General features: G+C 74.3%; 20 protein-coding genes and 5 tRNA genes. 9 read left to right on the top strand and 16 right to left on the bottom strand.

Features of this window, described 5'->3' with window-relative positions; translation table 11 throughout:
• Nucleotides 1-2 precede the first annotated feature (2 nt).
• The 5 genes from ACH5A8_RS21975 to ACH5A8_RS21955 all read left to right on the top strand — a co-directional run bounded on the left by ACH5A8_RS21975 (nt 3) and on the right by ACH5A8_RS21955 (nt 466).
• Nucleotides 3-75, top strand: a tRNA-Gly gene (locus ACH5A8_RS21975).
• Nucleotides 76-112: 37 nt separating this feature from the next.
• Nucleotides 113-186, top strand: a tRNA-Cys gene (locus ACH5A8_RS21970).
• A 1-nt stretch (nt 187) separates the two neighbouring features.
• Nucleotides 188-259 (top strand) — tRNA-Val (locus ACH5A8_RS21965).
• A gap of 23 nt (nt 260-282) precedes the next feature.
• Nucleotides 283-354 (top strand) — tRNA-Val (locus tag ACH5A8_RS21960).
• A 40-nt stretch (nt 355-394) separates the two neighbouring features.
• Nucleotides 395-466 (top strand) — tRNA-Val (locus ACH5A8_RS21955).
• Between the two features lie 51 nt (nt 467-517).
• Here ACH5A8_RS21955 and ACH5A8_RS21950 read toward each other — a convergent pair.
• From ACH5A8_RS21950 to ACH5A8_RS21940, 3 genes are all read right to left on the bottom strand, one after another.
• Nucleotides 518-799, bottom strand: a complete 282-nt coding sequence (locus ACH5A8_RS21950) for a zf-TFIIB domain-containing protein (protein ID WP_399004382.1) — start codon at nt 797-799, stop codon at nt 518-520.
• Between the two features lie 80 nt (nt 800-879).
• Nucleotides 880-1,818, bottom strand: coding sequence for a phosphotransferase family protein (locus tag ACH5A8_RS21945; protein ID WP_399004381.1), 939 nt, complete (start codon nt 1,816-1,818; stop codon nt 880-882).
• A gap of 394 nt (nt 1,819-2,212) precedes the next feature.
• Entirely contained in the window at nt 2,213-2,407 is a 195-nt protein-coding gene (locus ACH5A8_RS21940) for a hypothetical protein (RefSeq protein ID WP_399004379.1), read from the bottom strand.
• A gap of 580 nt (nt 2,408-2,987) precedes the next feature.
• On the opposite strand from ACH5A8_RS21940, the gene ACH5A8_RS21935 reads away from it, so the two are divergent.
• Nucleotides 2,988-4,451, top strand: coding sequence for a serine/threonine-protein kinase (locus ACH5A8_RS21935; RefSeq protein ID WP_399004377.1), 1,464 nt, complete (start codon nt 2,988-2,990; stop codon nt 4,449-4,451).
• 27 nt (nt 4,452-4,478) lie between these two features.
• Here ACH5A8_RS21935 and ACH5A8_RS21930 read toward each other — a convergent pair whose 3' ends face one another.
• From ACH5A8_RS21930 to ACH5A8_RS21895, 8 genes are all read right to left on the bottom strand, one after another.
• The gene (locus tag ACH5A8_RS21930) at nt 4,479-5,297 is read right to left on the bottom strand and encodes a TrmH family RNA methyltransferase (RefSeq protein ID WP_399004374.1); all 819 of its coding nucleotides are present in this window, start codon (nt 5,295-5,297) and stop codon (nt 4,479-4,481) included.
• A 53-nt stretch (nt 5,298-5,350) separates the two neighbouring features.
• Nucleotides 5,351-6,583 (bottom strand): uroporphyrinogen-III C-methyltransferase, encoded by a 1,233-nt coding sequence (cobA, locus tag ACH5A8_RS21925; protein ID WP_399004373.1) that lies wholly within the window; start codon nt 6,581-6,583, stop codon nt 5,351-5,353.
• A gap of 185 nt (nt 6,584-6,768) precedes the next feature.
• Nucleotides 6,769-11,013: a nicotinate-nucleotide--dimethylbenzimidazole phosphoribosyltransferase gene (gene cobT / locus ACH5A8_RS21920; protein WP_399004371.1), complete on the bottom strand. Its 4,245-nt coding sequence runs from the start codon at nt 11,011-11,013 to the stop codon at nt 6,769-6,771.
• Between the two features lie 383 nt (nt 11,014-11,396).
• A complete protein-coding gene (cbiE, locus tag ACH5A8_RS21915; protein ID WP_399004369.1) occupies nt 11,397-12,614 on the bottom strand; it encodes a precorrin-6y C5,15-methyltransferase (decarboxylating) subunit CbiE in 1,218 nt (405 codons plus the stop codon).
• A 126-nt stretch (nt 12,615-12,740) separates the two neighbouring features.
• Entirely contained in the window at nt 12,741-13,379 is a 639-nt protein-coding gene (locus tag ACH5A8_RS21910; protein ID WP_399004367.1) for a GNAT family N-acetyltransferase, read from the bottom strand.
• A gap of 173 nt (nt 13,380-13,552) precedes the next feature.
• The gene (locus tag ACH5A8_RS21905; RefSeq protein ID WP_399004365.1) at nt 13,553-14,392 is read right to left on the bottom strand and encodes a MetQ/NlpA family ABC transporter substrate-binding protein; all 840 of its coding nucleotides are present in this window, start codon (nt 14,390-14,392) and stop codon (nt 13,553-13,555) included.
• Between the two features lie 86 nt (nt 14,393-14,478).
• Nucleotides 14,479-15,276, bottom strand: coding sequence for a methionine ABC transporter permease (locus ACH5A8_RS21900; protein ID WP_399004363.1), 798 nt, complete (start codon nt 15,274-15,276; stop codon nt 14,479-14,481).
• A complete protein-coding gene (locus ACH5A8_RS21895; RefSeq protein ID WP_399004361.1) occupies nt 15,273-16,328 on the bottom strand; it encodes a methionine ABC transporter ATP-binding protein in 1,056 nt (351 codons plus the stop codon). Before ACH5A8_RS21895 ends, ACH5A8_RS21900 begins: the two co-directional genes overlap by 4 nt.
• Nucleotides 16,329-17,100: 772 nt before the next feature.
• On the opposite strand from ACH5A8_RS21895, the gene ACH5A8_RS21890 reads away from it, so the two are divergent.
• Both ACH5A8_RS21890 and ACH5A8_RS21885 read left to right on the top strand, forming a co-directional pair.
• Nucleotides 17,101-17,460 carry a hypothetical protein gene (locus tag ACH5A8_RS21890; protein WP_399004359.1) on the top strand — a complete coding sequence of 120 codons (360 nt, stop codon included), beginning with the start codon at nt 17,101-17,103 and terminating at the stop codon, nt 17,458-17,460.
• 1 nt (nt 17,461) lies between these two features.
• Nucleotides 17,462-17,899 carry a hypothetical protein gene (locus tag ACH5A8_RS21885; RefSeq protein WP_399004357.1) on the top strand — a complete coding sequence of 146 codons (438 nt, stop codon included), beginning with the start codon at nt 17,462-17,464 and terminating at the stop codon, nt 17,897-17,899.
• A gap of 70 nt (nt 17,900-17,969) precedes the next feature.
• Here the strand turns inward: ACH5A8_RS21885 and ACH5A8_RS21880 are convergent, their stop codons facing one another.
• From ACH5A8_RS21880 to ACH5A8_RS21870, 3 genes are all read right to left on the bottom strand, one after another.
• Nucleotides 17,970-18,467: a GNAT family N-acetyltransferase gene (locus ACH5A8_RS21880; protein WP_399004626.1), complete on the bottom strand. Its 498-nt coding sequence runs from the start codon at nt 18,465-18,467 to the stop codon at nt 17,970-17,972.
• Nucleotides 18,468-18,512: 45 nt separating this feature from the next.
• Nucleotides 18,513-19,019: an RNA polymerase sigma factor gene (locus tag ACH5A8_RS21875; protein WP_399004355.1), complete on the bottom strand. Its 507-nt coding sequence runs from the start codon at nt 19,017-19,019 to the stop codon at nt 18,513-18,515.
• Between the two features lie 210 nt (nt 19,020-19,229).
• Nucleotides 19,230-20,465 carry a glycerophosphodiester phosphodiesterase gene (locus ACH5A8_RS21870; protein ID WP_399004353.1) on the bottom strand — a complete coding sequence of 412 codons (1,236 nt, stop codon included), beginning with the start codon at nt 20,463-20,465 and terminating at the stop codon, nt 19,230-19,232.
• A gap of 333 nt (nt 20,466-20,798) precedes the next feature.
• On the opposite strand from ACH5A8_RS21870, the gene ACH5A8_RS21865 reads away from it, so the two are divergent.
• Nucleotides 20,799-21,560: a lysophospholipid acyltransferase family protein gene (locus ACH5A8_RS21865; protein ID WP_399004351.1), complete on the top strand. Its 762-nt coding sequence runs from the start codon at nt 20,799-20,801 to the stop codon at nt 21,558-21,560.
• Nucleotides 21,561-21,707: 147 nt separating this feature from the next.
• Here the strand turns inward: ACH5A8_RS21865 and ACH5A8_RS21860 are convergent, their stop codons facing one another.
• Together ACH5A8_RS21860 and ACH5A8_RS21855 are read right to left on the bottom strand one after the other, a co-directional pair.
• The gene (locus ACH5A8_RS21860) at nt 21,708-23,219 is read right to left on the bottom strand and encodes an MFS transporter (protein WP_399004349.1); all 1,512 of its coding nucleotides are present in this window, start codon (nt 23,217-23,219) and stop codon (nt 21,708-21,710) included.
• Nucleotides 23,216-23,767 (bottom strand): TetR/AcrR family transcriptional regulator, encoded by a 552-nt coding sequence (locus tag ACH5A8_RS21855; RefSeq protein WP_399004347.1) that lies wholly within the window; start codon nt 23,765-23,767, stop codon nt 23,216-23,218. Before ACH5A8_RS21855 ends, ACH5A8_RS21860 begins: the two co-directional genes overlap by 4 nt.
• Nucleotides 23,768-23,844: the final 77 nt, after the last annotated feature.

The following is a 23,844-nucleotide window of genomic DNA, read 5'->3' as shown; positions in this document are numbered from 1 at the left end:
AGGCGGACGTAGCTCAGTTGGTAGAGCGCAACCTTGCCAAGGTTGAGGTCGCGAGTTCGAGCCTCGTCGTCCGCTCGTAGGAAGAAGGGGACTCCCGGTCCCCTGCACTCCTGGTGGAGTGGCCGAGAGGCGAGGCAACGGCCTGCAAAGCCGTCTACACGGGTTCAAATCCCGTCTCCACCTCCAAGGACGATTAGCTCAGCGGGAGAGCGCTTCCCTGACACGGAAGAGGTCACTGGTTCAATCCCAGTATCGTCCACTGAAGCCTCAGGGCTTCCACCCGCGCGATTAGCTCAGCGGGAGAGCGCTTCCCTGACACGGAAGAGGTCACTGGTTCAATCCCAGTATCGCGCACGCAGTGCCCGTGTTCGTCGGCGTACGATCACGGTCCAGAGGACGATTAGCTCAGCGGGAGAGCGCTTCCCTGACACGGAAGAGGTCACTGGTTCAATCCCAGTATCGTCCACACATCGCGAAGCCCCCGGCCGTCTCGTACGGCCGGGGGCTTCGTCGTCGGTCAGCTGGAGAACAGCATGCGGCCGAAGCTCTTCTTGTGGTGGTGGCCGTGGCCGTAGTGGCCGCCGCCGTGCGGCGCGCCCCAGGCGGGAGCGGGCGCGGCCGGGTAGGCCTGCGGGGCGGGCGGGGGAGGCATGGGCTGGGTCCACTGGGACTCCAGGCGGGTCAGCGCCTCCAGCTCGCCGTAGTCGAGGAAGATGCCGCGGCAGCCGCTGCACTGCTCGATCTGGACGCCGTTGCGGTTGTAGGTGTGCATCGGCGCATGGCACTTCGGACACTGCATGCTCGGCTCAACTCCTCGCCGGTGGGTTCTGCTTCGGGTACCGCCAGGACAGACTCCGTCCGACCGCGGTCGGTTGCACCCTACTTCCGCGGACCGCCGGCCAACTGGGCCGGGATGCGGCTCATTCGGTCGCAGGCGTCCACCACGGTCCGCTCGACCTCGTCCACCGGGCGCCCCGCCTCGGTCGCCTTGGCGACGGCCAGCGCGGCGGTCTGCACGGTCAGGGCGCGGGCCGCGGTGTCCAGCGCGGCCCAGGGATCGCCGGCCGCCGGGACGGCCGGTCCGCCCGCGGCGCGGTAGGCGCCGAGGAAACGCGTCCAGGCCTCGGGCGGCAGCAGCCCGCAGGCGAACCAGGCCGCGGGCCGCCCCAGGTCCCAGGCCGGCACGCCGGTTCCGAGGTCGTCGACGTCGATCAGCAGCCAGGGGCCGTCCGGCGCGGGGTGACGCACGAGCTGGCCGAGGTGGAGGTCGCCGTGGCAGAGGCGGCCGGGGCCCGGCATGGGCTCCTCGGCGCGGGCCCAGGCGGGGAGCGTGGCCCAGGCGCGCAGGACGGGAGGTGTCGCCGGGTGGCCGGGGGCGGCGGCGCGGAGCCGGGCGACGGCCTGCGCGGCCTTGGCGGGGCCGCGCATCGGCGCCAGCCCCGGCGGGGCGGGGCTGCGGTGGAGCCGGGCCAGGAGCGTGGCGGCGGCTTCCCAGGGGGCGGCGTCCGGGTCGTCGGGGTCCACGGGCGTGCCGTAGGGCCACAGGGTGACGAGGCGGTCGTGGAGCGGGAGGGGCCGCGGGGCGAGCGGCGGCAGCAGGACGCCGGGCAGGCCCGCGGCGGTGGTGAGGAGGCGGGCGAGCCGCTCGGGATCGGTGCCGGGGGCGTGGGCCTTGGCGACGGCGCCGGCGTGCCGGACGACGGTGGCGTCGGGGCGGACGGCGAGGACGCCCGCTTCGCAGGGGCAGCCGGTGGCCTCGCGGTGGGCGGCCCTGGCGGCCTGCGCGGTCAGCTCGGGCAGCAGGGCGTCGGCGGTCACGGGGCTCCCTCGGGTAAGGCGGCGACCGTGAGCTTACGGGGCGGGCCACGGGAGCGTGGAGGGAGCGGCCCGCGGGCGGCCGGGAGTGCGAGGGGACCCGGAGGCAGCGGTTGACGGGGGTGGAGAGGGAGCCGGAGGGGGTGGTCCGCGGGCGGCGGGAGTGGACAGTGCCTCAGGGAGTCGCGGGGTGGGGAGGGTCCTGGAGCAGGGCCGCCGTGGAGGGGCGGTGCGTGTCGCGGCGGCGTCCGCCGCGGCCGGCGTTCCGGAAAAGGTCAATGCCGGCGCAGCTCCCCAGCTGCGCCGGCATTCTGCCGTCCGCCGCACCCCCGTCCCCACGGGGTTTCATGGGTGGATGTCCCCGCCCGGACCGCTCATCCGGGCCTGGGGTCGCCGCTCAGCGCCCCAGCATCACTCCCACGGACGACGCCTGTGTGGCCACCGTCTCCCAGCCGTCGAAGACGAGCAGGAGCAGGGCCGCCAGGGGAAGGGCCATCACCGTCGCCACCAAGGGGTGGCGACGGCCCGTACGACGCGGGCGCGTGCGGCGTCCCTGACCGTGGAACAGTGTCCGCGGTGCCGTGTGGGCCATGGTCCCTCTCCTGACCGTCTCAGTTGTCGCTGGCAGCGGCGGGTGCCTGACCTCGGGGGACGAGTGCTGCACCCGCCGCTTGTCCTCAAATCTAGGCGCGGGGCGGCGGCCGGGCGTCATGCCCTCGTACCCCTTGCCGGGCCTCCGGGAGGATGAGCCGTGGCGCGGCGCGTACTCCCCTGGGTGGAGACGTGGTCGCGGGTCTCGGGGTCTTCCCTGAGGCGGCACCCGAAGTGTCCGACTTCCACCGCTTCACCCCGTGACTTCGCTCACTCCCGTCAAGTCCGGGTGGACCGGCGTCCGTGCCGGCCGGTCCGCCGCGTCCGTCGCGCTCCCGTACCCGCCCGCCGTATCCGCGGCCCTCGCCCCCAGGACGCCCCTCGGTCGGCCAACGCCCCTACCGCGTCCGGTGGTTGGGGGTGGCCGTGGCGCCCGGGCGGCGGGGGCTCCGGTTCGCTGACCGCCCCTCAAGTGGCCCGTGGGGCAATGACAATCGATCGGGTAGAGAGGGCGCGGCCTCTGCGCGGGAACGGCCCCGGAAACGTAAGCTGTGGCTCGTCACAGGGACCGGGCAGCGGGGATGAACATGGCGATGATGCGCCTGAGGCGCGAGGACCCGCGCGTCGTCGGCTCGTTCAGGCTTCACCGACGGCTCGGCGCGGGCGGGATGGGCGTGGTCTACCTCGGCTCCGACCGCAAGGGCCAGCGGGTCGCGCTGAAGGTCATCCGGCCGGATCTCGCGGAGGACCAGGAGTTCCGCTCCCGGTTCGCGCGCGAGGTCTCCGCGGCCCGGCGGATCCGGGGCGGGTGCACGGCACGGCTGGTGGCGGCGGACCTGGAGGCGGACCGGCCGTGGTTCGCCACGCAGTACGTGCCCGGCCCCTCCCTGCACGACAAGGTGGCCGACGAGGGCGCGCTGGGCGCCGCGGAGGCGGCGTCGATCGGGGCCGCGCTGTCCGAGGGACTGGTCGCCGTCCATGAGGCCGGGGTGGTGCACCGCGACCTCAAGCCCTCCAACATCCTGCTGTCCCCCAAGGGGCCGCGGATCATCGACTTCGGCATCGCCTGGGCGACCGGCGCCTCGACGCTCACGCACGTCGGCACCGCGGTCGGCTCCCCCGGCTTCCTCGCCCCCGAGCAGGTGCGCGGCGCCGCCGTCACCCCGGCCACCGACGTGTTCTCGCTGGGGGCCACCCTGGCGTACGCGTCGACGGGCGACTCGCCGTTCGGCCACGGCAGTTCCGAGGTGATGCTGTACCGGGTGGTGCACGAGGAGCCCCAACTGCACGGCGTGCCCGACGCGCTGGCCCCGCTGGTGCGGGCCTGCCTGGCGAAGGACCCCGAGGAACGGCCCAGCACACTGCAGTTGTCGCTGCGGCTGAAGGAGATCGCGGCCCGCGAGGCACAGGGGCTGGGCGATCTGCGCCCGCCCGCGCCTCGTGCCGCCGAGGCCGACCGGCCGACCGGCCGGCTCGCCGACACCTATCCCGACCAGCAGCGCGCCACCTACCCCGAGCAGCAGCGGGTCGGCCGTCCCGAGCAACCGCGCCCCGGCCACGCCGAGCAGCAGCGGGGCCGGCGGCGGCCGCAGGGCTCCTCCTCCGCGACCGCCCCCCCGCGCGGTTCGGTGCCCCCCTCGCGCGGCGGCTCGCCGCGCACGGGCGGCTCGCCCCGGGGCGGCGGCGTGCCGCGCGGCACCGGCGGGTCCTCCCGTGCCGGGGGCGGGCGGCCGATCCCGGCCTCCCGCGGCGGTTCGCGTCCGGCGGGCGGCGGCCGTCCCGCTCCGCGCGGCGGCGCCGCCCGGCCGCGTCCGCGCAACACCTCGACCGGCAGGCGGCCCGCCAATCCCCGGCTGCTGCGGCAGCGGCTGTTCGTGTTCGTGGTCGTGACGCTCCTGGTGGCGCTCGGCATCGCGGCGGCGCAGGGCTGCCAGGGCCCCTCACGCGGCCTGGGCGGCGACGGCGGGGCGGGGCGCGGGCACGTGGCGGCGGCCCCGGCCGGCCGGCCGTACGCACCGGACCAGGGCGCTCCCGCCGGGCGGTAGCGCCCGCCGACGCGAGGGCCGGACCGGTTACGCCGTTGGACGGCCGGTGGCGACGGCGTAGAAGGCGACCGCCGCGGCCGCGCCGACGTTGAGGGAGTCGACGCCGTGGGACATGGGGATGCGGACCCACTCGTCGGCGGCGGACAGCGCCCGGCGGGACAGGCCGGTCCCTTCGGCGCCGAGCATCAGGGCGACCCGGTCCATCGTGTGCGGGGCGACCTCGTCGAGGGTCTTCGCCTTCTCGTGCGGGGTGAGGGCGAGGAGGGCGAAGCCGGCCTCGCGGACCGGCTCCAGGTCGCCCGGCCAACTGTCGAGGCGGGCGTAGGGCACGGAGAAGACGGCGCCCATGGAGACCTTGACGCTGCGCCGGTACAGCGGGTCGGCGCAGTCCGGGGAGAGCAGGACGGCGTCCATGCCGAGGGCCGCGGCCGACCGGAAGACGGCGCCGATGTTGGTGTGGTCGTTGACCGACTCCATGACCACGACCCGGCGGGCGGTGCGCAGCACCTCGGTGGCCGTGGGCAGCGGTCTGCGCTGCATGGCGGCGAGCGCGCCGCGGTGCACGTGATAGCCGGTGACCTGTTCGGCCACCTCGGGCGCGGCGACGTAGACCGGGGCGGTGAGTTCGTCGATGACGTCGCGCATGGTGTCGACCCACTTGGCTGACAGCAGCATGGAGCGCGTCGCGTAACCGGCGTCGCGGGCGCGGCGGATGACCTTCTCGCCCTCGGCGATGAACAGGCCCTCGGCGGGTTCGCGGCGGCGGCGCAGCTCGACGTCGGTCAGGTTCGTGTAGTCGTGCAGACGCGGATCGGCGGGGTCGTCCACGGTGATGAGATCGGCCACGGGGGTGGTACTGCCTTGTCCTCGGAACGGTGCGATGGCTCGGTCGGCGCGGGTCACCCGGCGGCGGGCGGGCCCACCGCGACGACGGGGCCGACGACGATGACGGCGGGCGGCTTCACGTCCTGGGCGCGCACGGTCTCGGCGACGGTCGCGAGGGTGGCGTCGACGCGGCGCTGGGCGGCCGTCGTGCCCTCCTGGACCAGGGCGACGGGGGTGTCCGGGGACTTGCCGTGGGCCACGAGCGTCTCGGCGATCCTGCCTATCTTGTCGACGCCCATGAGGATCACGAGGGTGCCGGTGAGCTTGGCGAGGCTCGGCCAGTCGACCAGGGAGCGCTCGTCGTCCGGGGCCACGTGCCCGCTGACCACGGTGAACTCGTGCGCCACCCCACGGTGGGTGACCGGGATGCCGGCCGCGCCCGGCACCGAGATGGAGCTGGAGATGCCGGGGACGACGGTGCACGGGATGCCGGCCTCGGCGAGCGCCTGGAGCTCCTCCATGCCGCGGCCGAAGACATAGGGGTCGCCGCCCTTGAGCCGGACCACCGACCTGCCCTGCTTGGCGTGCTCGATGAGCGCGTTGTTGATGGCCTCCTGGGCCATGTACCGGCCGTAGGGGATCTTCGCCGCGTCGATCACCTCGACGTGCGGCGGGAGTTCGGCGAGCAGGTCGCGCGGGCCGAGCCGGTCGGCGATGACGACGTCGGCCTCGGCGAGCAGCCGCCGCCCGCGCACCGTGATCAGGTCCGGGTCGCCGGGGCCGCCGCCGACCAGGGCGACGCCGGGGGTGCGGGTGCGGTGGTGCGGGGCGACGAGGGTGCCGTCGCGCAGGCCCTCGACGACCGCGTCCCGGACGGCGGCGGTGTGCCGGGGGTCGCGGCCGCGCGCGTCGGTGGTGAGCACGGCGACCGTGACGCCCTCGCTGTGGCCGGTGGCCGGGGTCCAGGCGGTCGCCGCGTCGGCGTCGTCGGAGCGCACGCACCACACGCGGTGGGCCTCCGCCTCGGCGGAGGCACGGGTGTTCGCGTCGTGGTCGCTGGTGGCGATCAGCGCGTACCAGGCATGGGCGAGGTCGCCCTCCCGGTACGGGCGCCGCTGCCAGGCGATCTCGCCCGTGTCCGCCATGGCCTCGACGGACGGGGTCGCCTCCGGTGACACCAGCACGATGTCCGCGCCGGCCGCGATGAGCGCCGGCAGGCGGCGCTGGGCGACCTGGCCGCCGCCGAGGACGACCACACGACGGCCGGTCAGACGGAGGCCTACGGGATAGGCGGGGTGTACGGCCATGGGGGTGCGACTCCTCGTCCGGGCGGTCGCGGCGGCGCGACGCCGTGGCAGCGGTCGAAGCGGTGGGGACGGGCGCTACGGCTCCGGAGCGGCCCTGACGTGCGGATTCTAGACGTGGCTTCAGCGTACGGCCGGGCCGGGGGTGCGCGCAGGAGCGCGTTCCCCCGGTCCGGGCGGCGGCTCGGCTACTTCTCGGTGACGCCCGCCGAGTCGAACGTCGCCACCTCGTGCATGGCCCGCGCCGTGCTCTGCACCAGCGGCAGGGCGAGCAGCGCGCCGGTGCCCTCGCCCAGGCGCAGGTCGAGGTCGACCAGGGGGCGCAGGCCGAGCTTGTTGAGGGCGGCGACGTGCCCGGGTTCGGCGCTGCGGTGGCCGGCGATGCAGGCGGCCAGGACCTCGGGGGCGATCGCGCGGGCGACCAGCGCGGCGGCGCCGGCGCTGACGCCGTCCAGGATCACCGGCGTACGCAGCGAGGCGCCGCCGAGGAGCAGGCCGACCATGGCGGCGTGCTCGAAGCCGCCGACCGCGGCGAGGACGCCGATGGGGTCGGCCGGGTCCGGCTGGTGCAGTTCGAGGGCGCGGCGGACCACCTCGGTCTTGCGGGCCAGCGTCTCGTCGTTGATGCCGGTGCCACGGCCGGTGACCTCGGCGGGGTCGGCGCCGGTGTAGACGGAGATGAGGGCGGCGGACGCGGTGGTGTTGGCGATGCCCATCTCGCCGGTGAGCAGCGCCTTGTTGCCGGCGGCCACCAGGTCGCGGGCGGTCTCGATGCCGACCTCGATGGCCTTCTTGGCCTCCTCGCGGGTCATCGCGGGGCCTGCGGTCATGTCGGAGGTGCCGCCGCGGATCTTGCGGGGCAGCAGACCAGGGCTGGCCGGCAGGTCGGCGATGACGCCCACGTCGACGACGCAGACCTCGGCGCCGACCTGGGTGGCGAAGGCGTTGCAGACCGCTCCCCCGCCGAGGAAGTTGGCCACCATCTGCGCGGTGACCTCCTGCGGCCACGGGGTGACGCCCTGGGCGTGCACGCCGTGGTCGCCGGCGAAGATCGCGACGGCCGCGGGTTCCGGGATCGGCGGCGGGCACTGCCGGGACAGCCCGGACAGCTGGGCGGAGATGATCTCCAGCATGCCGAGCGCGCCGGCCGGCTTGGTCATCCGCTTCTGCCGCTCCCAGGCCTCGCCGAGCGCCTTGGCGTCCAGCGGCCGGATCCCGGCGACGGTCTCGGCGAGCAGGTCGTGCGGGTCCTCGCCGGGCAGGGCGCGACGGCCGTACGTCTCCTCGTGCACGACCCAGGACAGCGGGCGCCGCTTGGACCAGCCGGCCCGCATCAGCTCGGGCTCGTCCGGGAACTCGTCGACGTAGCCGACGCACAGGTAGGCGATGACCTCCAGGTGCTCGGGCAGGCCGAGGGCGCGGACCATCTCGCGCTCGTCGAAGAAGCTGACCCAGCCGACGCCGAGACCCTCGGCGCGGGCGGCGAGCCACAGGTTCTCGACGGCGAGGGCGGCGGAGTACGGCGCCATCTGCGGCTGGGTGTGGCGGCCGAGGGTGTGCCGGCCGCCGCGAGTCGGGTCGGCGGTGACGACGATGTTCACCGGGGTCTCGAGGATGGCCTCGATCTTCAGCGCCTTGAACTGCTTGGCACGGCCCTTGGGCAGCGACCGGGCGTAGGCGTCGCGCTGCCGCATGGCCAGCTCGTGCATGGTGCGGCGGGTCTCGGCGGAGCGGATGACGACGAAGTCCCACGGCTGGGAGTGGCCCACGGACGGCGCGGTGTGGGCGGCCTCCAGGACGCGCAGCAGCACCTCGTGCGGGATCGGGTCGTCGCGGAAGCCGTTGCGGATGTCACGGCGCTCGCGCATCACCTTGAGCACGGCCTCGCGCTCGGCCTCGTCGTAGCCGGGCGCGGCCGGACCGGTGGACTGTCGTGCTTCTGCCACTGCGGCCGTGCTCTCTTCCTGGTGCTCTTCCTGGTCGGCGGCCCGGGTGTCCGGGGCGTCCGGGTGCCGGACCGCCCGGGGTCCGTGCTCCTCGCCGGGGGCGGCGGGCACGCTGTCGCCGTCGCGGGGCGCGGGAACGACGACGAGGGGCTCCGGCTCCTCCTGCGCCGCGGGACCCGGCTGCCGCTGGACCTCCGGGTGCGCCTGCCCGGCGGGCTGCTCCGCCGACGGGACGGACGGCTGCTGCTGCGGGACCGGGGCCTGGTGCGGGGTGATCGGCGCGGAGCCCTCGACCGGCACGAAGTGCCCAACGATCAGGTCGGGGCGGTGGTGCGCCGGGACGTCGACGGGCGCGGCCTCGCCCCGCTCGTCCTGGACGCCGTCCACGGCGGGGGCGGGCTGCTCCTGGGGCTGCGGCGTTCCGGCCGCGGCCTGCGAGGCGGTCGGCTCCTGGGCGGCGTCGCCCGGCCGGGGCGCCTGGGCCGGCTGCTCCGCACCGGCGGCGGGGGCTGCCTCGGGCGTCTCGGGGACGGTGTCCGCGGGAGCGGCGGCGGTGGGGACGCCAGCGGTCTCGGGCGTCGCGGCGGCCTGGGGGGCGGTCTGCGGATCGACCGGCTGCGGGGCGGCGGGATCCGCGGGGGTGGCCACCGGAGGCTGCGGGTCGGCTTCCGCGGCCTGCGTCGGCGCGGGCGCCGCCGGGTGGACCTGCCCGGATGCCTCGGCGGGGGCGACGGGGCCGGTGGCCGTCGCCTCCGGTGCGGGGGTGGCCTCGGGCTGCGGTGCGGCGTCGACGGCCTCGGGGCGCGGGGTGAGGGCGGCCTCGGGGTCCGCGGCGGGGGCGGCCTCGGGTGCCGTGGCGGCCGACGCCTCCTGCTCGGCGGCTTCGACGGCGGGCGCGGGAGCCTCTTCGAGCGGCTGCGGGGTCTCGGTGGTCTGCGAGGCCTCGGTGATCCGCGGGGCAGCGCCGGCCTGCTGGGGCAGGGCGGCCGCCTCGGGGGCGGGGTCCTCCTCGGGCGCGGGGACCTGGCCGGCTGCGGGGGCCCGCTCGGCGGGGGCGCTCTGCGCCTGGGCGGGGGTCTCGTCAGGCTGGGCGACCTGGTCCGCGGCAGGGGCGGGGGCGGGAACGGGCGCCGCGACGGCTGCGGCCGCCTGTCCGGCCTCGGGAGCCCCGGCCGTGTCGACCGCGGACGGATCCTCCGGGGCCTCGACACCCACGGCGGTCTGGACGCCCTCCGCGGCCTGGGCGTCGCCCGCGGCCTGAACGTCCTCCGTGGGCTGGGTCTCGGCCGCGGTCCGCACGCCGTCCGTGGCCTGAACGTCTTCGGCGGCCGCCGCCTCCGGAACCTGGGCCTCCCGCGCGACCTCGGCGGCGGCCTGGGGCGCCTGGACGTCCTCCGGCCCCTGGGCGGTGCCCGGGGCGGGCGCGGCCTGCGGACCGTGGGCGGCCTCGGCGGTGGCCGTCTCCGGGGCCTGGACGGCCTCGGGCGCGGCCTCCGGGACCGGTGCTGCCTCCGGGGCGGCGAGGCCCGCCGCTTCCGCGGCCTCGGGTGCGGGCGCCGCGGCGGGCGCGGTCTCGGCGGGGTCACCGGCGGGCTGGGCCTCGGGCACGAGCGCCGCCTCGGGCACGAGCGCCGCCTCGGGCGCCCGGCCGGCGGGGGCGGCGGGGGCGGTCTGCGGTGCCGGGCCGGTCACGGGGGCGTCCGCGCCCTCGGGCGCGGAGCCGCCCTCGGGCGTCTCGTCCGCGAGCGGCTGCCGAGCGGCTTCCGGCTGGTGGTCGGCCGGTGCGTCGGCCTGCTCGTCGGTCTGCTCGTACGGAGCCGGGGCGGCGGCCTCCTGGGCGTACGCGACGGCGGGGGCGGGGGCGCCCGCCTGGGCGGTGAGGCGGGCCACGGCGGCCTGGGCCGCGTCCACGGGCTCCGCGCCGGCCGGGGCGGCCGTCTCCGCGGCGGCCACCGGAGCCGTCACGTCCGGCTGCGCGGCCTGCGGGCCCCAGGGGGCGGCGGCCTGCGGGGCCGCCTCGCGCGCCTGCGCGGCGTCGAGGTACTCGGGGCCGCCGGCCGGCGGCCCCGAGGGCCTGACCGGCGCGTCCGCGGGGCCGCGGTCGGCCAGGGAGCGCACCGGGCTCGCGGAGGCGTCGGGGATCGGCGGGCCGAGGTGCAGCGGACGGCGCGGGGAGGCCGCCGCCGGCGCGACGGGGCCGCCCATCGGATCGGGGTGCAGGACGCCGCTCACGTCGACGGAGCCGCTGTCGCGGCCCGACAGCTCGTGCGGGCCGGGCTGGTGGACGGCCTCGACGACCGGCTCCGGGGCGGGCGGGGGCACTTCGTTGCCCCATGCGCCGTGGGAGCCCGGGAGCAGCAGGTCTTGGTCCTCTGCGGGAGACTCGGAGAGGTAGGTGTACACGCCGTGCGCGGGGACGCCCGGCTGCTCCACCATGCCTGCGCTCTCCGGCAGCCCCTCGCCCGGGATCTGGCCGGTGTCGGTCATGCGTACCCCTCGCCCATCGGTTAGTGCTCCTACGACCAGCTCACCGGGAGCGGCGCACCGACCGTCCCGCAGTGAAGAACGAGCGTCCGTGCCCAGCGGCACGAACGACGCGCCCAAAAAAGGCGACAAAGCCATTGAGTGGCATTGTCGCGGTCGTTCGGCCGCCGCGACAGCGTGATCTGCCACGGCCCGCTGTGGACTGCGCCACGTTGCGCGTCCTCCGGTTCTGCCGTACCACACCCACCGCAAAACGGGCGGGTTTTCCGGACATTGACGAACGAAGCTCCGGGCCACCCAGTGCGGTACAACGATCGGCCAGCCTACCGCGCGCGGTACGACAAACCGATCACGGGGCGGGGTCCGGCGGCCCTCCCCGCGGCCGGTCAGCGAGCGGCTTCGCCGCGCGGGAGTTCCCCGGTGAGCAGGAACGCGACGCTCCGCTCCGTCTCCGTCCAGGCGCGGGTGTCGAGTTCGACGGACTGCACCAGGGCGCACTCGACGCGGTAGCCGTGCTCGGTGAGTTCACGGCCGACGAGTTCGGCCGCGTCGCGGGTGGCGGCGTGCGTGACGATGCGCTGCGGACGCCGGTCGGCGACCGCGTCGACCACGGCCGCTCCCCCGCCGCCGACGCGGACGACGTCCGGTTCCGGCAGGTTCTCCAGGACGTGCGGGGCGGCGCCGTGCACCACGTGAGCCTGCACGCCGAAGCGGCGTACGGCGCTCTCCGTGCGGGCGCAGGCCCGCGGGTCGCGGTCGACGGCGATGACGGCGGCTCCGGCGCGGGCGGCCTCGGCGGTGAACGCGCCGCTGCCGCAGCCGATGTCCCACACGAGGTCGCCGACGCGCGGGCCCAGGCGGGCGAGTTGGGCGGCACGGAGCAGGTCCGTCTCCCCCTCGCCGAGTCCGCCGCCGTAGGCCTCGGCGGGCTGGGTCCAGCCGCGCGGTCCGGCGGCCGGGTCGCGTCCGGCGATCCAGCCGCCGTCCTCGGCGGCGCCGGGCCTGCCGCCGACGACGATGACGACGTTGGGGTCGCGCCAGGTGTGGTCGGCGGCCTTGTCGGAGGTGACGACGGTGACCTGTTCGCGGTCGGTGCCGAGTTCCTCGCAGATGACGAAGGTGCGGTGGACGCCGTCGAGGAGCAGTCCCAGTTCGGCCGGTCCGGCGCCGGGCGCGGTCAGTACGGCGACCTTGGTGTGGGCGCGGCACACGTTCACGGCGCGGCGCAGGGTGCGTTTGTGCGCGACGACCACCTGGGCGTCGTCCCAGGGCATGCCGGCGCGGGCGAAGGCGGCGGCCACCGAGGAGACCGCGGGGACGACCTCGACCTCCAGGCCGAACTCGGGTGCGCGCAGGGTGCGTACGACGCCGAAGAAGCCGGGGTCGCCGTCGGCGAGCACCACGGCGGTGCCCCGGTGGCCGGCGATGCGGCGGGCGGCGAGGGCGACGCTGCCGAGGCGGATGCGCTCGGCGGTGGGGGGCACCTCGGGCAGCGCCAGGTGGTGGGCCGCGCCCGCGACGAGGGTGGCGGCGCCCAGTGCGCCGCGCGCCGCGTCGGTCAGCGGCGAACCGTCCCAGCCGATCACCGTGACCCGGTCGGCCATCGTCGTCAGTCTCCAGGGATGTAGCAGGTCGTCAGGGTGGCGGGCGCCCACTGCCGGGCTCCGTGAGATTACCCGGTGCGGGCGCGGGACGCGCGGCGGGGCCCGGCCGCCGGACGGTCCGTGCCGTCAGTTCCAGTCGGCGAAGGAGGTGAATCCGTTCGCGTCGGCGAGTTCCTCGGCGGCGCCGTCGAGGTCCTCGGGCAGCAGGCTCCACACGATGAAGTCGGTGCGCACGTCGGTCCAGGCGCCGTCCTCCGCCCGCACATGGGCTATGCAGGCGTTGCGCAGGACGCCCTCGCTGATGCAGCCGATCTTCTGCGCGACCTGCTGGGAGGCGGTGTTGCCGGCGGCGGTGCGCAGTTCGATCCGCTCGAACCTCTGGTCGCCGAAGAGCCATTGAGCGGTGGCCAGGGCGGCCTCGGAGGCGTAGCCCTCGCCGCGGGCCCAGGGGGCTATGACGTACGACAGCTCGGTCGACCGTATGTGCCAGTCGGTCCGGGTGAGCTGGACGATGCCGACCAGGCGCTGGGTGAGGAACTCGGTGACCGCGAGGCCGAGGCCGCGGCCCGCCGCGCGTTCGGCCGGGGCGTACTCGGTGATCCAGGTGCGGGCGCCCTCCTCGGTGAAGGGCTGGGGGACGTCGGTCCAGGCCGCGACCTGTTCGTCGTTCATCATCTCGGTCAGGGCCGCGACGTCGTCCTCGTCGAGGGGACGCAGCACCAACCGCTCCGTGCTGATGGAGATGTTGGGGAAGGTGCTCGTCATGCGCCGCTCCGTAACCTTCGGAAATACCGTCAGGGCTGCTGAACTGTCCAGCATGCAGTATCGCGGCGGCCGGACGCACCACGGGGTCCTCCCCCGCCGGTCGGACGGCATGGGAGGACCCCGGGCGTGGTGCCGCGTGGGCGCGCGTCAGCGGGCGCGGCGGCGCGGGCGGATCAGAACGCGGGCACGACCGCGCCGTCGTACTTGTCCTCGATGAACTTCTTCACCTCGGGCGAGGTGAGCAGCTTGGCGAGCTTCACGACGCGCGGGTCCTTCTCGTTGCCCTTCTTCACGGCGAGGAAGTTGGCGTACGGGTTGCCCTGGGCGGACTCGGCGGCCAGGGCGTCCTTGGCCGGGCTGAGCTTGGCCTCCAGGGCGTAGTTGCCGTTGATCACCGCGGCGTCGACGTCACCGAGCGAGCGGGGCAGCTGGGCCGCCTCCAGCTCCTTGAACTTGAGGTCCTTGGGGTTGCCGGTGACGTCCTTGGGGGTGGCGTCGTAACCGGCGCCCGACTTCAGCTCGATGACGCCGTTGGCCTCCAGCAGCTTCAGCGCGCGGGCCTCGTTGGTGGTGTCGTTGGGCAGGGCGACGGTGTCGCCCTTCTTGAGGTCCGTGAGCTTCTTGAGGCTCTTGGAGTAGACGCCGAGCGGCTCCAGGTGCACGGTGCCGCCGGGCACCGGCACGATGTCCGTGCCGTTCTTCTTGTTGAAGTCGTCGAGGTACGGCTTGTGCTGGAAGTAGTTGGCGTCGACCTGGCCCTGCTGGACGGCCGTGTTGGGGGTCACGTAGTCGGTGAACTCCTTGACCTCCAGCTTGAGGCCGGCCTTCTTGGCCAGGTGGTCCTTCACGTAGGTGAGGATCTCGCCCTGCGGGGTGGGCGTGGCGGCGACCGTCAGCGTGGCGTTCGGGTCGGCCTTGCCGGAGTCGGAGTCGGACCCGCCGCAGGCGGAGAGCCCGAAGGTGAGGGCTCCGGCAGCCAGGACGGCGGTGGTGATCTTGGCGGTGTTACGCACGAAAAGTGCCTTTCCTAGGGGTGGTGCGGCCCCGTCTCGGGTGGACGGGGAGTCGGGGGCGTCGTGGTGTCGCGGCGGAGGGAGCCTCAGGCGACCTTGCTCGCCTCGGCCGGGGTGGCGTCCGCGGGAGTGGCGTCCGCGGAGGCGGCGCCCGCCCGGACCGCGTCGGCGGCCGCGGGCTCCTTGGCCTTGAGCAGTCGCAGCTTCGGGGCGGGGCCGCGATGGCCGCCGCGCCGGTGCAGGGCGCGGGCCGCGAAGTCGCCGGCGAACTGGATGAGGGAGATGACCACGGCGAGGATCGCCACGGTGATCCACATCAGCTGGGTCTCGAAGCGCTGGTAGCCGTAGCGGATGGCGATGTCGCCGAGGCCGCCCGCGCCGACCGTGCCGGCCATGGCGGAGTAGCCGATGAGGGCGACGATCGTGGTGGTGGTGCCGGCGATCAGCGAGGGCAGGGACTCGGGGACGAGGACCTTGCGCACGACGGTCCAGGTGTTGCCGCCCATCGCCTGCACGGCCTCGACGAGTCCGCCGTCGACCTCGCGCACGGCCGTCTCGACCAGGCGCGCGAAGAACGGGATGGCGCCGATGGCCAGCGGCACGATGGCGGCGTCCCGGCCGATCGTGGTGCCCGTCACCCAGCGGGTGAAGCTCATCAGGGCGACCATCAGGATGATGAACGGCATCGAGCGGGCGATGTTCACCAGCTGCCCGAGGACCTTGTTGGCGAGGACGTTCTGCAGCAGGCCGCCGCGGTCGGTGAGGACCAGCAGGACGCCGAGCGGAAGCCCGGCGACGACCGCGACGAGGGTGGACCAGCCGACCATGTAGAGGGTGTCCCAACATGCCTGGGACAGCAGCGGCTGCATCTCGGACCAGCTCACTTGGCACCTTCCTTCACCAGCGGGGACTGGTCCGCGGGGGCGTTCACGGCGTGGTCCACGACGTCGATCTGCAGGCCCTGCTCGCGCAGGAAGCCGATGGGCACGACGTTGTCCTCGTAGCGGCCGGGCAGTTCGATGCGCATCCGGCCGACCTGGAGGCCGCCGACGGTGTCGATGGCCGCGCCGAGGATCGATATGTCGATGTTGTAGGTACGGGCCAGCTGGGAGACGACGGGCTGGGTGGCGGCGTCGCCGTGGAAGGTGACGTCGACGACCGTGCGGTCCTCGCCGGTGGCGTCGCCGCCGACCGGGAAGAGCGCGGCGGCCAGCTGGGAGCCGGGGGTGGCGAGGAGTTCGCTGACGGTGCCGGATTCCACGACGCGGCCCCTCTCCATGAGCGCCGCGGAGTCGCAGATCGACTTCACGACGTCCATCTCGTGCGTGATGAGCAGGACGGTCAGTCCGAGCTGCCGGTTGAGGTCCCGCAGCAGCTGGAGGATGGAGCGGGTGGTCTCCGGGTCGAGGGCGCTGGTGGCCTCGTCGGAGAGCAGCACCTTGGGGTCGCCGGCCAGGGCGCGGGCGATGCCGACGCGCTGCTTCTGGCCGCCGGAGAGCTGGGCGGGGTAGGCGCCGGCCTTGTCGGCCAGACCGACGAGGTCGAGCAGTTCGAGCGCCTTGCGGGAACGTTCCTTCCCCGACTTGCCGAGGATCTCCAGGGGCAGCTCGACGTTGTCCTTGACGGTGCGCGAGGACAGCAGGTTGAAGTGCTGGAAGACCATGCCGATCCGGCTGCGCGCCTGCCGCAGCTCCTTGCCGGCGCGCGGTCCGCGGCCGGCGAGCGCGGTGAGGTCCTGTCCGGCGACGGTGACCGTGCCGGAGGTGGGCCGCTCCAGCAGGTTGACGCAGCGGATGAGCGAGGACTTGCCGGCGCCGGACTGGCCGATGACGCCGTACACCTCGCCTTCGCGTACGTGCAGGTCGACGCCGTCGAGGGCGGTGACCTCGCGGCCGCGCGAGCGGTAGACCTTGGTGAGGCCCGATGTGGTGATCACGTGGGTTTCCGTCACTGTCGAGTGCACGGCGCGTCGTGGGCGCCGGGCACGGCGTTCATGGTCGGGTGCGGCCGTCGCGCGACGCGCTTCCCGTGGATGAGCCGGGGGCGGAAGGAGGAACGTGCGCGCCGGGGGCGTCCCCGCGCCGGTTCGGGCGGCGGGGTGGGCTCGGCCGCGCGCAGGCCGGGCGGACCGGACGCGGGGACGAGCGGGCTCTCGCTTCGGGGCGCGAGGCTCAGGTGGTGCGGGGGCCCTCTAGAAGGCGCACATTCGACGCGTAGGACACATACAACGAGCACCGGGCGTCATCGTCGCCTCGGTCGCAGGGATGCGGCAGCTCGTCGTGGTCATGCGGTCAGTAAACCAGACCCGGGCCGCTGACAGGACACCGCTGTCCGGATAGTGGACGCCCATGGACGCGGCCCGCCGTCGGGACGGGCGCCGGGTCCACGCGGCGGTGACCAGCACGGACGGCACACGGGGCACCCGGCCGGCGGACGGGGACGGCGACGGCGCCGGGCCGGGTGTGGCCAACACCACGGCACCGACCGGCCACCCGTCCCCGCCGCCGACCGGCCACTCGCCCCCGGTCGGCCGGACCGACGCGTTCCGCCGCCCGCGACCCCGGTGGGCACGACCGGCCGGGAGGGGGCCCGCCGGTTCGGCCGGGGAACGCCCCACGGCGAGGCCCGGCGCGGCGGGCGGTCGGGGCCGCTCCCCGACCCCCGGGCCGGGAGCCGGGTGGGGTCCGGGCCGTAATAGGGTCGGCAGCATGCTTTCTGCCCTGACGCTGGTGACCGGTGTCGCCGCGCTGCTGCTCGCCGCCTGGTGCGGCTGGGCGGCCTACCGTGACCAGCCGACGAAGGACTGGCACTTCATCGGCATGGCCGTGGTCTCGCTGCTGGCCCTGATCCAGCTGGTGATCGGGATCGTGGCGCTGGCGCGGGGCGAGAAGCCGGACCAGGGGACGACCATCTTCGTGGCGTATCTTCTGGGCGCCTTCGCCTGCGTCCCGGCGGCCGGGTTCATGTCGCTGGGCGAGCGCACGCGCTGGGGTTCGGTGACGGTCGCGGCCGGCGGTGTCGTCCTGGCCGTTCTGGAGGTGCGGCTCTATGACATCTGGGGAGGCTGAGATGACCGCCGTCGAGGAGAAGCCCGCGGGCGACCGCAACCGGCTCATCAGCGGGCCGGGCACCCTGCTCGTGTGGCTGTACGGCGTGATGGTCGTCGGCGCGGTGTCGCGCTCGGTCTACCAGATCGCCACCGACTTCGGCCGGGCGCCGCTCGCGTACTCGCTGTCGGCGGTGGCGGGCGTGGTCTACGGCTTCATCACGTACTCGCTGGTGCGCGGCGGGGAGACGGCCCGCAAGGCGGCGCTGGTGTGCTGCGCCGCCGAACTGGTGGGCGTGCTGGGGGTCGGGACCTGGACGCTGGTCGAGCCGTCCGCGTTCGCGGACTCGACCGTGTGGTCGGACTACGGCATGGAGTACCTCTTCATCCCGGTGCTGCTGCCGCTGTCGGCGCTGTACTGGCTGCGCCGGACGCGCGAGCAGGCGCCGGCGGCCGGCTGAGCCGCCGTCACCCGCCCTCGGAGCGCCGGCCCCGTACGCCTCCGCGCCGGGCGGTCCTCCCGATGCCGCGTCAGGCGGTCGCCACGTACGTCCCGGCCGGCTTCTCCAGGATGATCTGCGGTACGCCGTCCTCGCCCTGCGAGGTGCCCACCGCCTGGTAGCCCACGCGCCGGTACAGCCGCAGGCTGCCCTCGCTGCGGTGGCCGGTGAACAGGCGGAACCTGGTCGCGCCGCGCTCGTCGGCCAGCGCGGTCTCGGCCGCGCGCAGCAGCCGGGCGCCGATGCCGTGGCCCTGGAGACGGGGGTGGACGCAGAGCTTGCCGATGGCGGCGGCGCCGTCCTCGGTCACACGGCCCCGCACCGAGCCGACCACCTCCTCGCCGAGCCGGGCCACGAAGACGCAGTCCCCGGCGACCTCCCGGCGGACGGAGTCCAGGCTCTGCACGAGCGGATCGATGCGGTAGTTGCCGTACAGCGCGGCCTCACTCTGGAAGCAGAGGTACTGCAGCCTGAAGATCTGCTCCGCGTCCTGCTCGGTCGCCGCAGAGATGGTCACGCTCATGCCCATGTGCGCACGCCTCCCGCTCACCTGATCACCTGTCGTCCCCCACACCTATCCCCGCGCTTCGCGGGCCGCAACCTCCGGCGCCAGCAAACGCCGCAGACATCCCAGACATCTGGAGCGTTCCGGCCCGAGACTGCCCTGTGAGATACCCAACTCCCCGGCGATCTCCCGGTAGGTGAGGTCCCGCGGCGACAGCAGCGCCTCCAGCAGCCGGGGGCAGCGGCCGGGCAGCCTGCGCACCGCCTCGCGCAGGGCGCGCTCGCGGGCGCCGGCCAGGGCGAGCTGCTCGGGCCCGCGTTCGCCGTCGTCGGCGGGCTCCCGGTCGTAGGGACGTTCGATGCTGAGGGTGCGTCGGGTGCGACGGGCCTCGGAGCGGACGGCCTTGCGCAGCCAGCCCTGCGGGTCGTGCGGCGGGCCGTCCGCCTCCAGGCGCTCCAGGAGCCGCAGCCAGACGGCCTGCTCCAGATCGCCCGGCTCGGTTCCGGCGGCATGTGCCTCCGCCGAGACCTCGGCCAGGAGCAGGGGGCGCAGGGCGGTGAGCATCTCGTGCGTCATATGCGGCACGACGCGGCCGCCCCCGGCGGGGGTTGCCGCGGCGGGGGCGGTTCACCGGGACGGGGGCGGGTCGGGTCAGCGGTTGACGGACCGGTGATTCAGGACCTGTGGGTCAGGGCTCACAATTCAGGGCCGACGGTTCAGGCCCTGAAGTTCAGGCCCTCAAGTTCAGGACCAGCGGTTCAGGTCCTGTAGTTCAGGTTCCGTGCTTCAGGACCGGTGGTTCAGGAAGTCCTCACGGGCGAGCAGTCCGAGGTCGGCGGTGTCGGTGAAGAGGCCGTCGATGCCGGTCTCGAAGTAGGCCCGGTAGAGGCTGAAGACGTCTCCGTAGGCGTCCTTGGCGGCGCCCTTGCGCAGCTTCGGCGGCAGGAAGGGGTTCTCCGGGCGGACGGTGTAGGGGTGCAGGATCAGGCCTGCCGCGTGGGCGTCGCGGACCAGGGCGCTCGGCGCGGTGAGGTCGCCGCCCGCGTCCTTGGGGACGATCAGGTCGAGGGTCGGGCCGATGCCCTGGGCGTAGGAGGCGATCTCCTTGAGGCCCTCGGGGGTGATGAGGTCGGCGACGGTGCGCGGGTCTCCCGTGGCGACGAAGTCGTAGGGGCGGGAGCCGGCGTCGGACAGCAGTACGACGAGCGGGTTGTCCACGAGCCGGTTCAGCCGCTGGATGCTGGTGGGCTCGAAGGACTGCAGGATGACCGGCGAGTCCCTGCGGTCCTTGCCGTGCTCGCGCAGCAGCTTCGCGACCCGCTCCTCCAGGCCGAGCCCGAGCGCGCGGAAGTAGGTGGGGTGCTTGGTCTCGGGGTAGATCCAGACCTGCCGGCCGCGCCTGCGGGTCTGTTCGTCCTGCCACTTCAGGACCTCCTCGAAGGTGGGGATCCCCCAGCGGCCGTCGAAGAGCGTGTTGTGCGGGCGGTTGGCCGGGATGCGTTCGACCGCGCGCAGCCGTTTCAGTTCGGCGAGGGTGAAGTCCTCGGTGAACCAGCCGGTGGTGGGCACCCCGTCGAGGGTCTTGGTGGTCCTGCGGCCGGCGAACTCGGGGTGGTCGGCGACGTCCGTGGTGCCGCCGATCTCCGGCTCGTGCCGGCACACCAGGTGGCCGTCCCTGGTGGGCACCAGGTCGCCCGCCTCGACGACGTGCGCGCCGAGGTCGAGGGCCAGCTCGTAGGAGCCGAAGGTGTGCTCGGGGCGGTAGCCGCTCGCGCCCCGGTGGCCGATGACCGTGGGCGCCGGCAGGCTCGCGAGGCCGCCGCGGTGACGTCCCGCGCCGCCGCCCTGCGCCGCCGCGGCCGCGCCGGGCAGCCCGAGGACCGCTCCGCCGGCGCCGAGCACCGCCGCTCCCAGCAACGCCCGGCGTCCGGTGCCGCGCCCCGGCCCGCCGGGCCCGTGCGTCGCGCCCCGCTCGTCGGACTCCGGTGTGCCGCCCAGCTCGTCCGGCCGCAGCGTCCCCATGACCGCCTCCTGCTCTCGTGTGGTCCGTGAGCGCGATCGTAGGTGCGTACGAATGACGTGCGGGAGACCGCGTGCCGAACACGGAGGTGACACCGGATGTCGTACGGGAGAGGCCGGGTGACGGTGCGTCGGCATGAGCGGCGGCCCGGGGGGAAGCCGCGTTCAGGGGCCCGCCCCGGCCCCGTCCGGCCGGTGCCGTGCCCGGCGGGGCCCGGCGCCGGCGCCGTGAAGGGCGCGACCTGCGTCACATCGTCACCTGCCGGTCACCGGGGTGCGTCGGGCCCTTGACGCAGGTAAACGTATGTCAACAGTACGTAAGAGGTGGTGAGCCCGATGTGCATTCGGGGCCCGGCCACGAGTATCGTCCTCACCTGCACAGACTCATACAGATCCTCAGACAATCCCTTGACACCGGAGGGCCCGTTGTCCCGCTTCGCGCTCATCAAGGCAGTGCTCGGTCCGATCATGCGCCTGATGTTCCGCCCACAGGTGGAGGGCGCGGAGCGGATCCCCGGCGACGGCCCGGTCATCCTGGCGGGCAACCACCTGACGTTCATCGACTCGATGATCCTTCCGCTGGTCTGCGACCGCCAGGTCTTCTTCATCGGCAAGGACGAGTACGTCACCGGCAAGGGCTTCAAGGGCCGGCTGATGGCCTGGTTCTTCACCGGAGTCGGGATGATCCCGGTCGACCGCGACGGCGGCCGGGGCGGGGTGGCGGCGCTGATGACCGGGCGCCGGATCCTGGAGGAGAACAAGATCTTCGGCATCTACCCCGAGGGCACCCGCTCCCCCGACGGCCGCCTGTACCGCGGTCGCACCGGCATCGCCCGGCTCACCCTGATGACCGGCGCCCCCGTCGTCCCGTTCGCCATGATCGGCACCGACAAGCTCCAGCCGGGCGGCGCGGGCCTGCCCCGGCCGGGCAAGGTCACCGTGCGCTTCGGCGAGCCGATGGAGTTCTCCCGCTACGAGGGCATGGACCGCGACCGGTACGTGCTGCGGGCGGTGACGGACTCCGTGATGGCCGAGGTCATGCACCTGTCCGGTCAGGAGTACGTGGACATGTACGCCACCAAGGCGAAGGCCGCGTAGGCCTCCGGCGGTTCCGCACCCGGGCGCCGTTCGCGTTCGGGACGGCACCTGGGTGCGGGTCTCCCGTGGCTGGTCGCGCCCACGCGGCGAAGACCCATGCCGATACCGCCCCGCGCCCCTTCGGGGGCGTTCCGCACAGGGGGATTCTCACAGCCTCTGTCCCTTCAGCAGGACCCAGGCCGCTCCCGCCGCCGCCAGCAGGACCGCCGCACCCGCGCCCGAGGCCAGGTGAAGGCCGTGGACGAAGGCGTCCTGGGCCGCGGTGAGCATCTCCTCGGCCGTACGGGCCGGGAGCCCCTGGGCCGCCTGCACCGCGCCGCCCAGTGACTCGTGCGCCTGGGACGGGGTGCCGGCCGGGCCGGTGAAGCCGCGGTAGGCGGCGGTCACGATCGAGCCGAGCAGGGCGATGCCGAGGGCCGCGCCGAGCTCGTACGCCGTCTCGGAGACCGCCGAGGCCGCGCCCGCCTGCTCCTTGGGGACGCCGGCGAGGATCACGTCGGCGGTCACCGTGAACGAGAAGCCGGCGCCCACGCCGACCACCAGCAGGGCCGTGCCCAGCAGCGGATAGCCGGTCGAGGCACTGAGCGTGGTCAGCGCGGCCAGGGCGACGCCCACGGCGGCCAGACCGCCGGAGACGACGGCCCGTACCGAGAACCGGCGGGCCGCCCGGCCGGCCACCAGACCGGCCGCGACCGCGCCGACGGCGGCGGGCAGTTCGGCCAGACCCGCCTCGAACGGGTGCCTGCCCTGCACCAGTTGCAGGAACTGGGACAGGAAGAACACCAGTCCGGACATGCCGAGGACGGTCAGCAGATCGGCGAGGACCGCGCCGCTGAAGCCCCGGTCACGGAAGAGCCGGACGTCCAGCAGCGGTGCGGGCAGGGTCAGCTGGCGGTGGACGAACCGGTACAGCGCGGCGGCGCCCAGCAGCCCGGTGCCGAGGACGGCCCAGGTGAAGCCGTGCGCGGCCGCCTCCTTGATCGCGTAGACCACGCCGATCACGCCGACCAGCGAGAGCAGGACGCTCGTGAGGTCCCACGGGCCCGGGTCCGGGTCGCGGGACTCGGGCAGCAGCCGGACGCCGACCAGGACCAGCACCGCCATGACGGGCAGGTTGATGAGGAAGACCGAGCCCCACCAGAAGTGCTCCAGCAGGAATCCGCCGGCGATCGGGCCGACCGCCATGCCCGCGGAGGCGGTGGCGCCCCAGATGCCGACGGCGAGGCTGCGCTCGCGCGGGTCGTGGAAGAGGTTGCGGATCAGGGCCAGGGTGGCGGGCATCAGGGTCGCGCCGGCGACGCCGAGCAGGGCCCGGGCCGCGATCATCATCTCGGGCGTGGTCGCGTAGGCGTTGAGCACGGACAGCGCCCCGAACGCCGCGGAGCCGACGAGCAGGATGCGCTTGCGGCCGATGCGGTCGCCGAGGCTGCCCATGGAGACGAGCAGACCGGCGATGACGAACGAGTAGACGTCGCCTATCCACAGCAGTTGGGTGCCGGAAGGCTTCAGGTCCTCGCTGATGTAAGGGGTCGCGAGACCGAGGACGGTCGCGTCGACGGCCACCAGCAGCACGGCGAGGACGAGGACGCAGAGCGCGAGCCAGCGGCCCGGACGCCTCTCCGTCTCCGCCGCGTACGCCGGCCGCAGGGTGCTGGTCATGGTTCCTCTCTCCGTAGTGCGCCGCCGAGCAGCAGCTCGACGATCATGTAGGTGAAGTCCTTGGCCGCCACGCGGCCCTCGCTCACGGCCCAGGCGCCGGAGGCCATCAGGCCGTACAGCGCCTCGGTCAGCCAGGCGGGGGTGAGGTCGATGCGGAACTCGCCGCCGTGCTGTCCGCGCCGGAACAGGGCCTCGATCCGCTCGTCGATCCGCGCCCAGCCCGCGTTCTGCTCCTCGCCCTCGAACAGCTGGTTCTCGGTGTAGAGGAAGGCCAGCAGGCCGGCCGCGGGCTCGATCTCGCGGACGAGCCGGTGCACGGCGTCGCGCGCCGGTCCCTCGTGCGGCCGGGCGGCGTCCAGCGCGGCCTCGCACTCCGCGATGCCCAGCGCCTCCAGCGCCCGGACGAGCGCGTCGCGCCCGGCGAAGTGCCGGTGCAGCGTGGCCCGGCTGATCCCGGCCGCCTTGGCGACCTCGTCCATCGTCGCGGTGGACTTGCGGGTCAGCAGGGCCGCGGCGGTGCGCAGCACGTGGTCACGATCGACAGCCATGAGACAAGAGTAACCCATGTGAGACGTGAATGTCTCATCCGGAGCGTGTGCGTCTCACAGTGCGGCGCCCAGCCGGA

It is taken from the genome of Streptomyces sp. NPDC018610, from assembly GCF_044391765.1.
Lineage (GTDB): Bacteria > Actinomycetota > Actinomycetes > Streptomycetales > Streptomycetaceae > Streptomyces.
The sequence above is the reverse complement of the archived record's forward strand: the minus strand, read 5'-3'. Positions and strand labels throughout refer to the sequence as shown.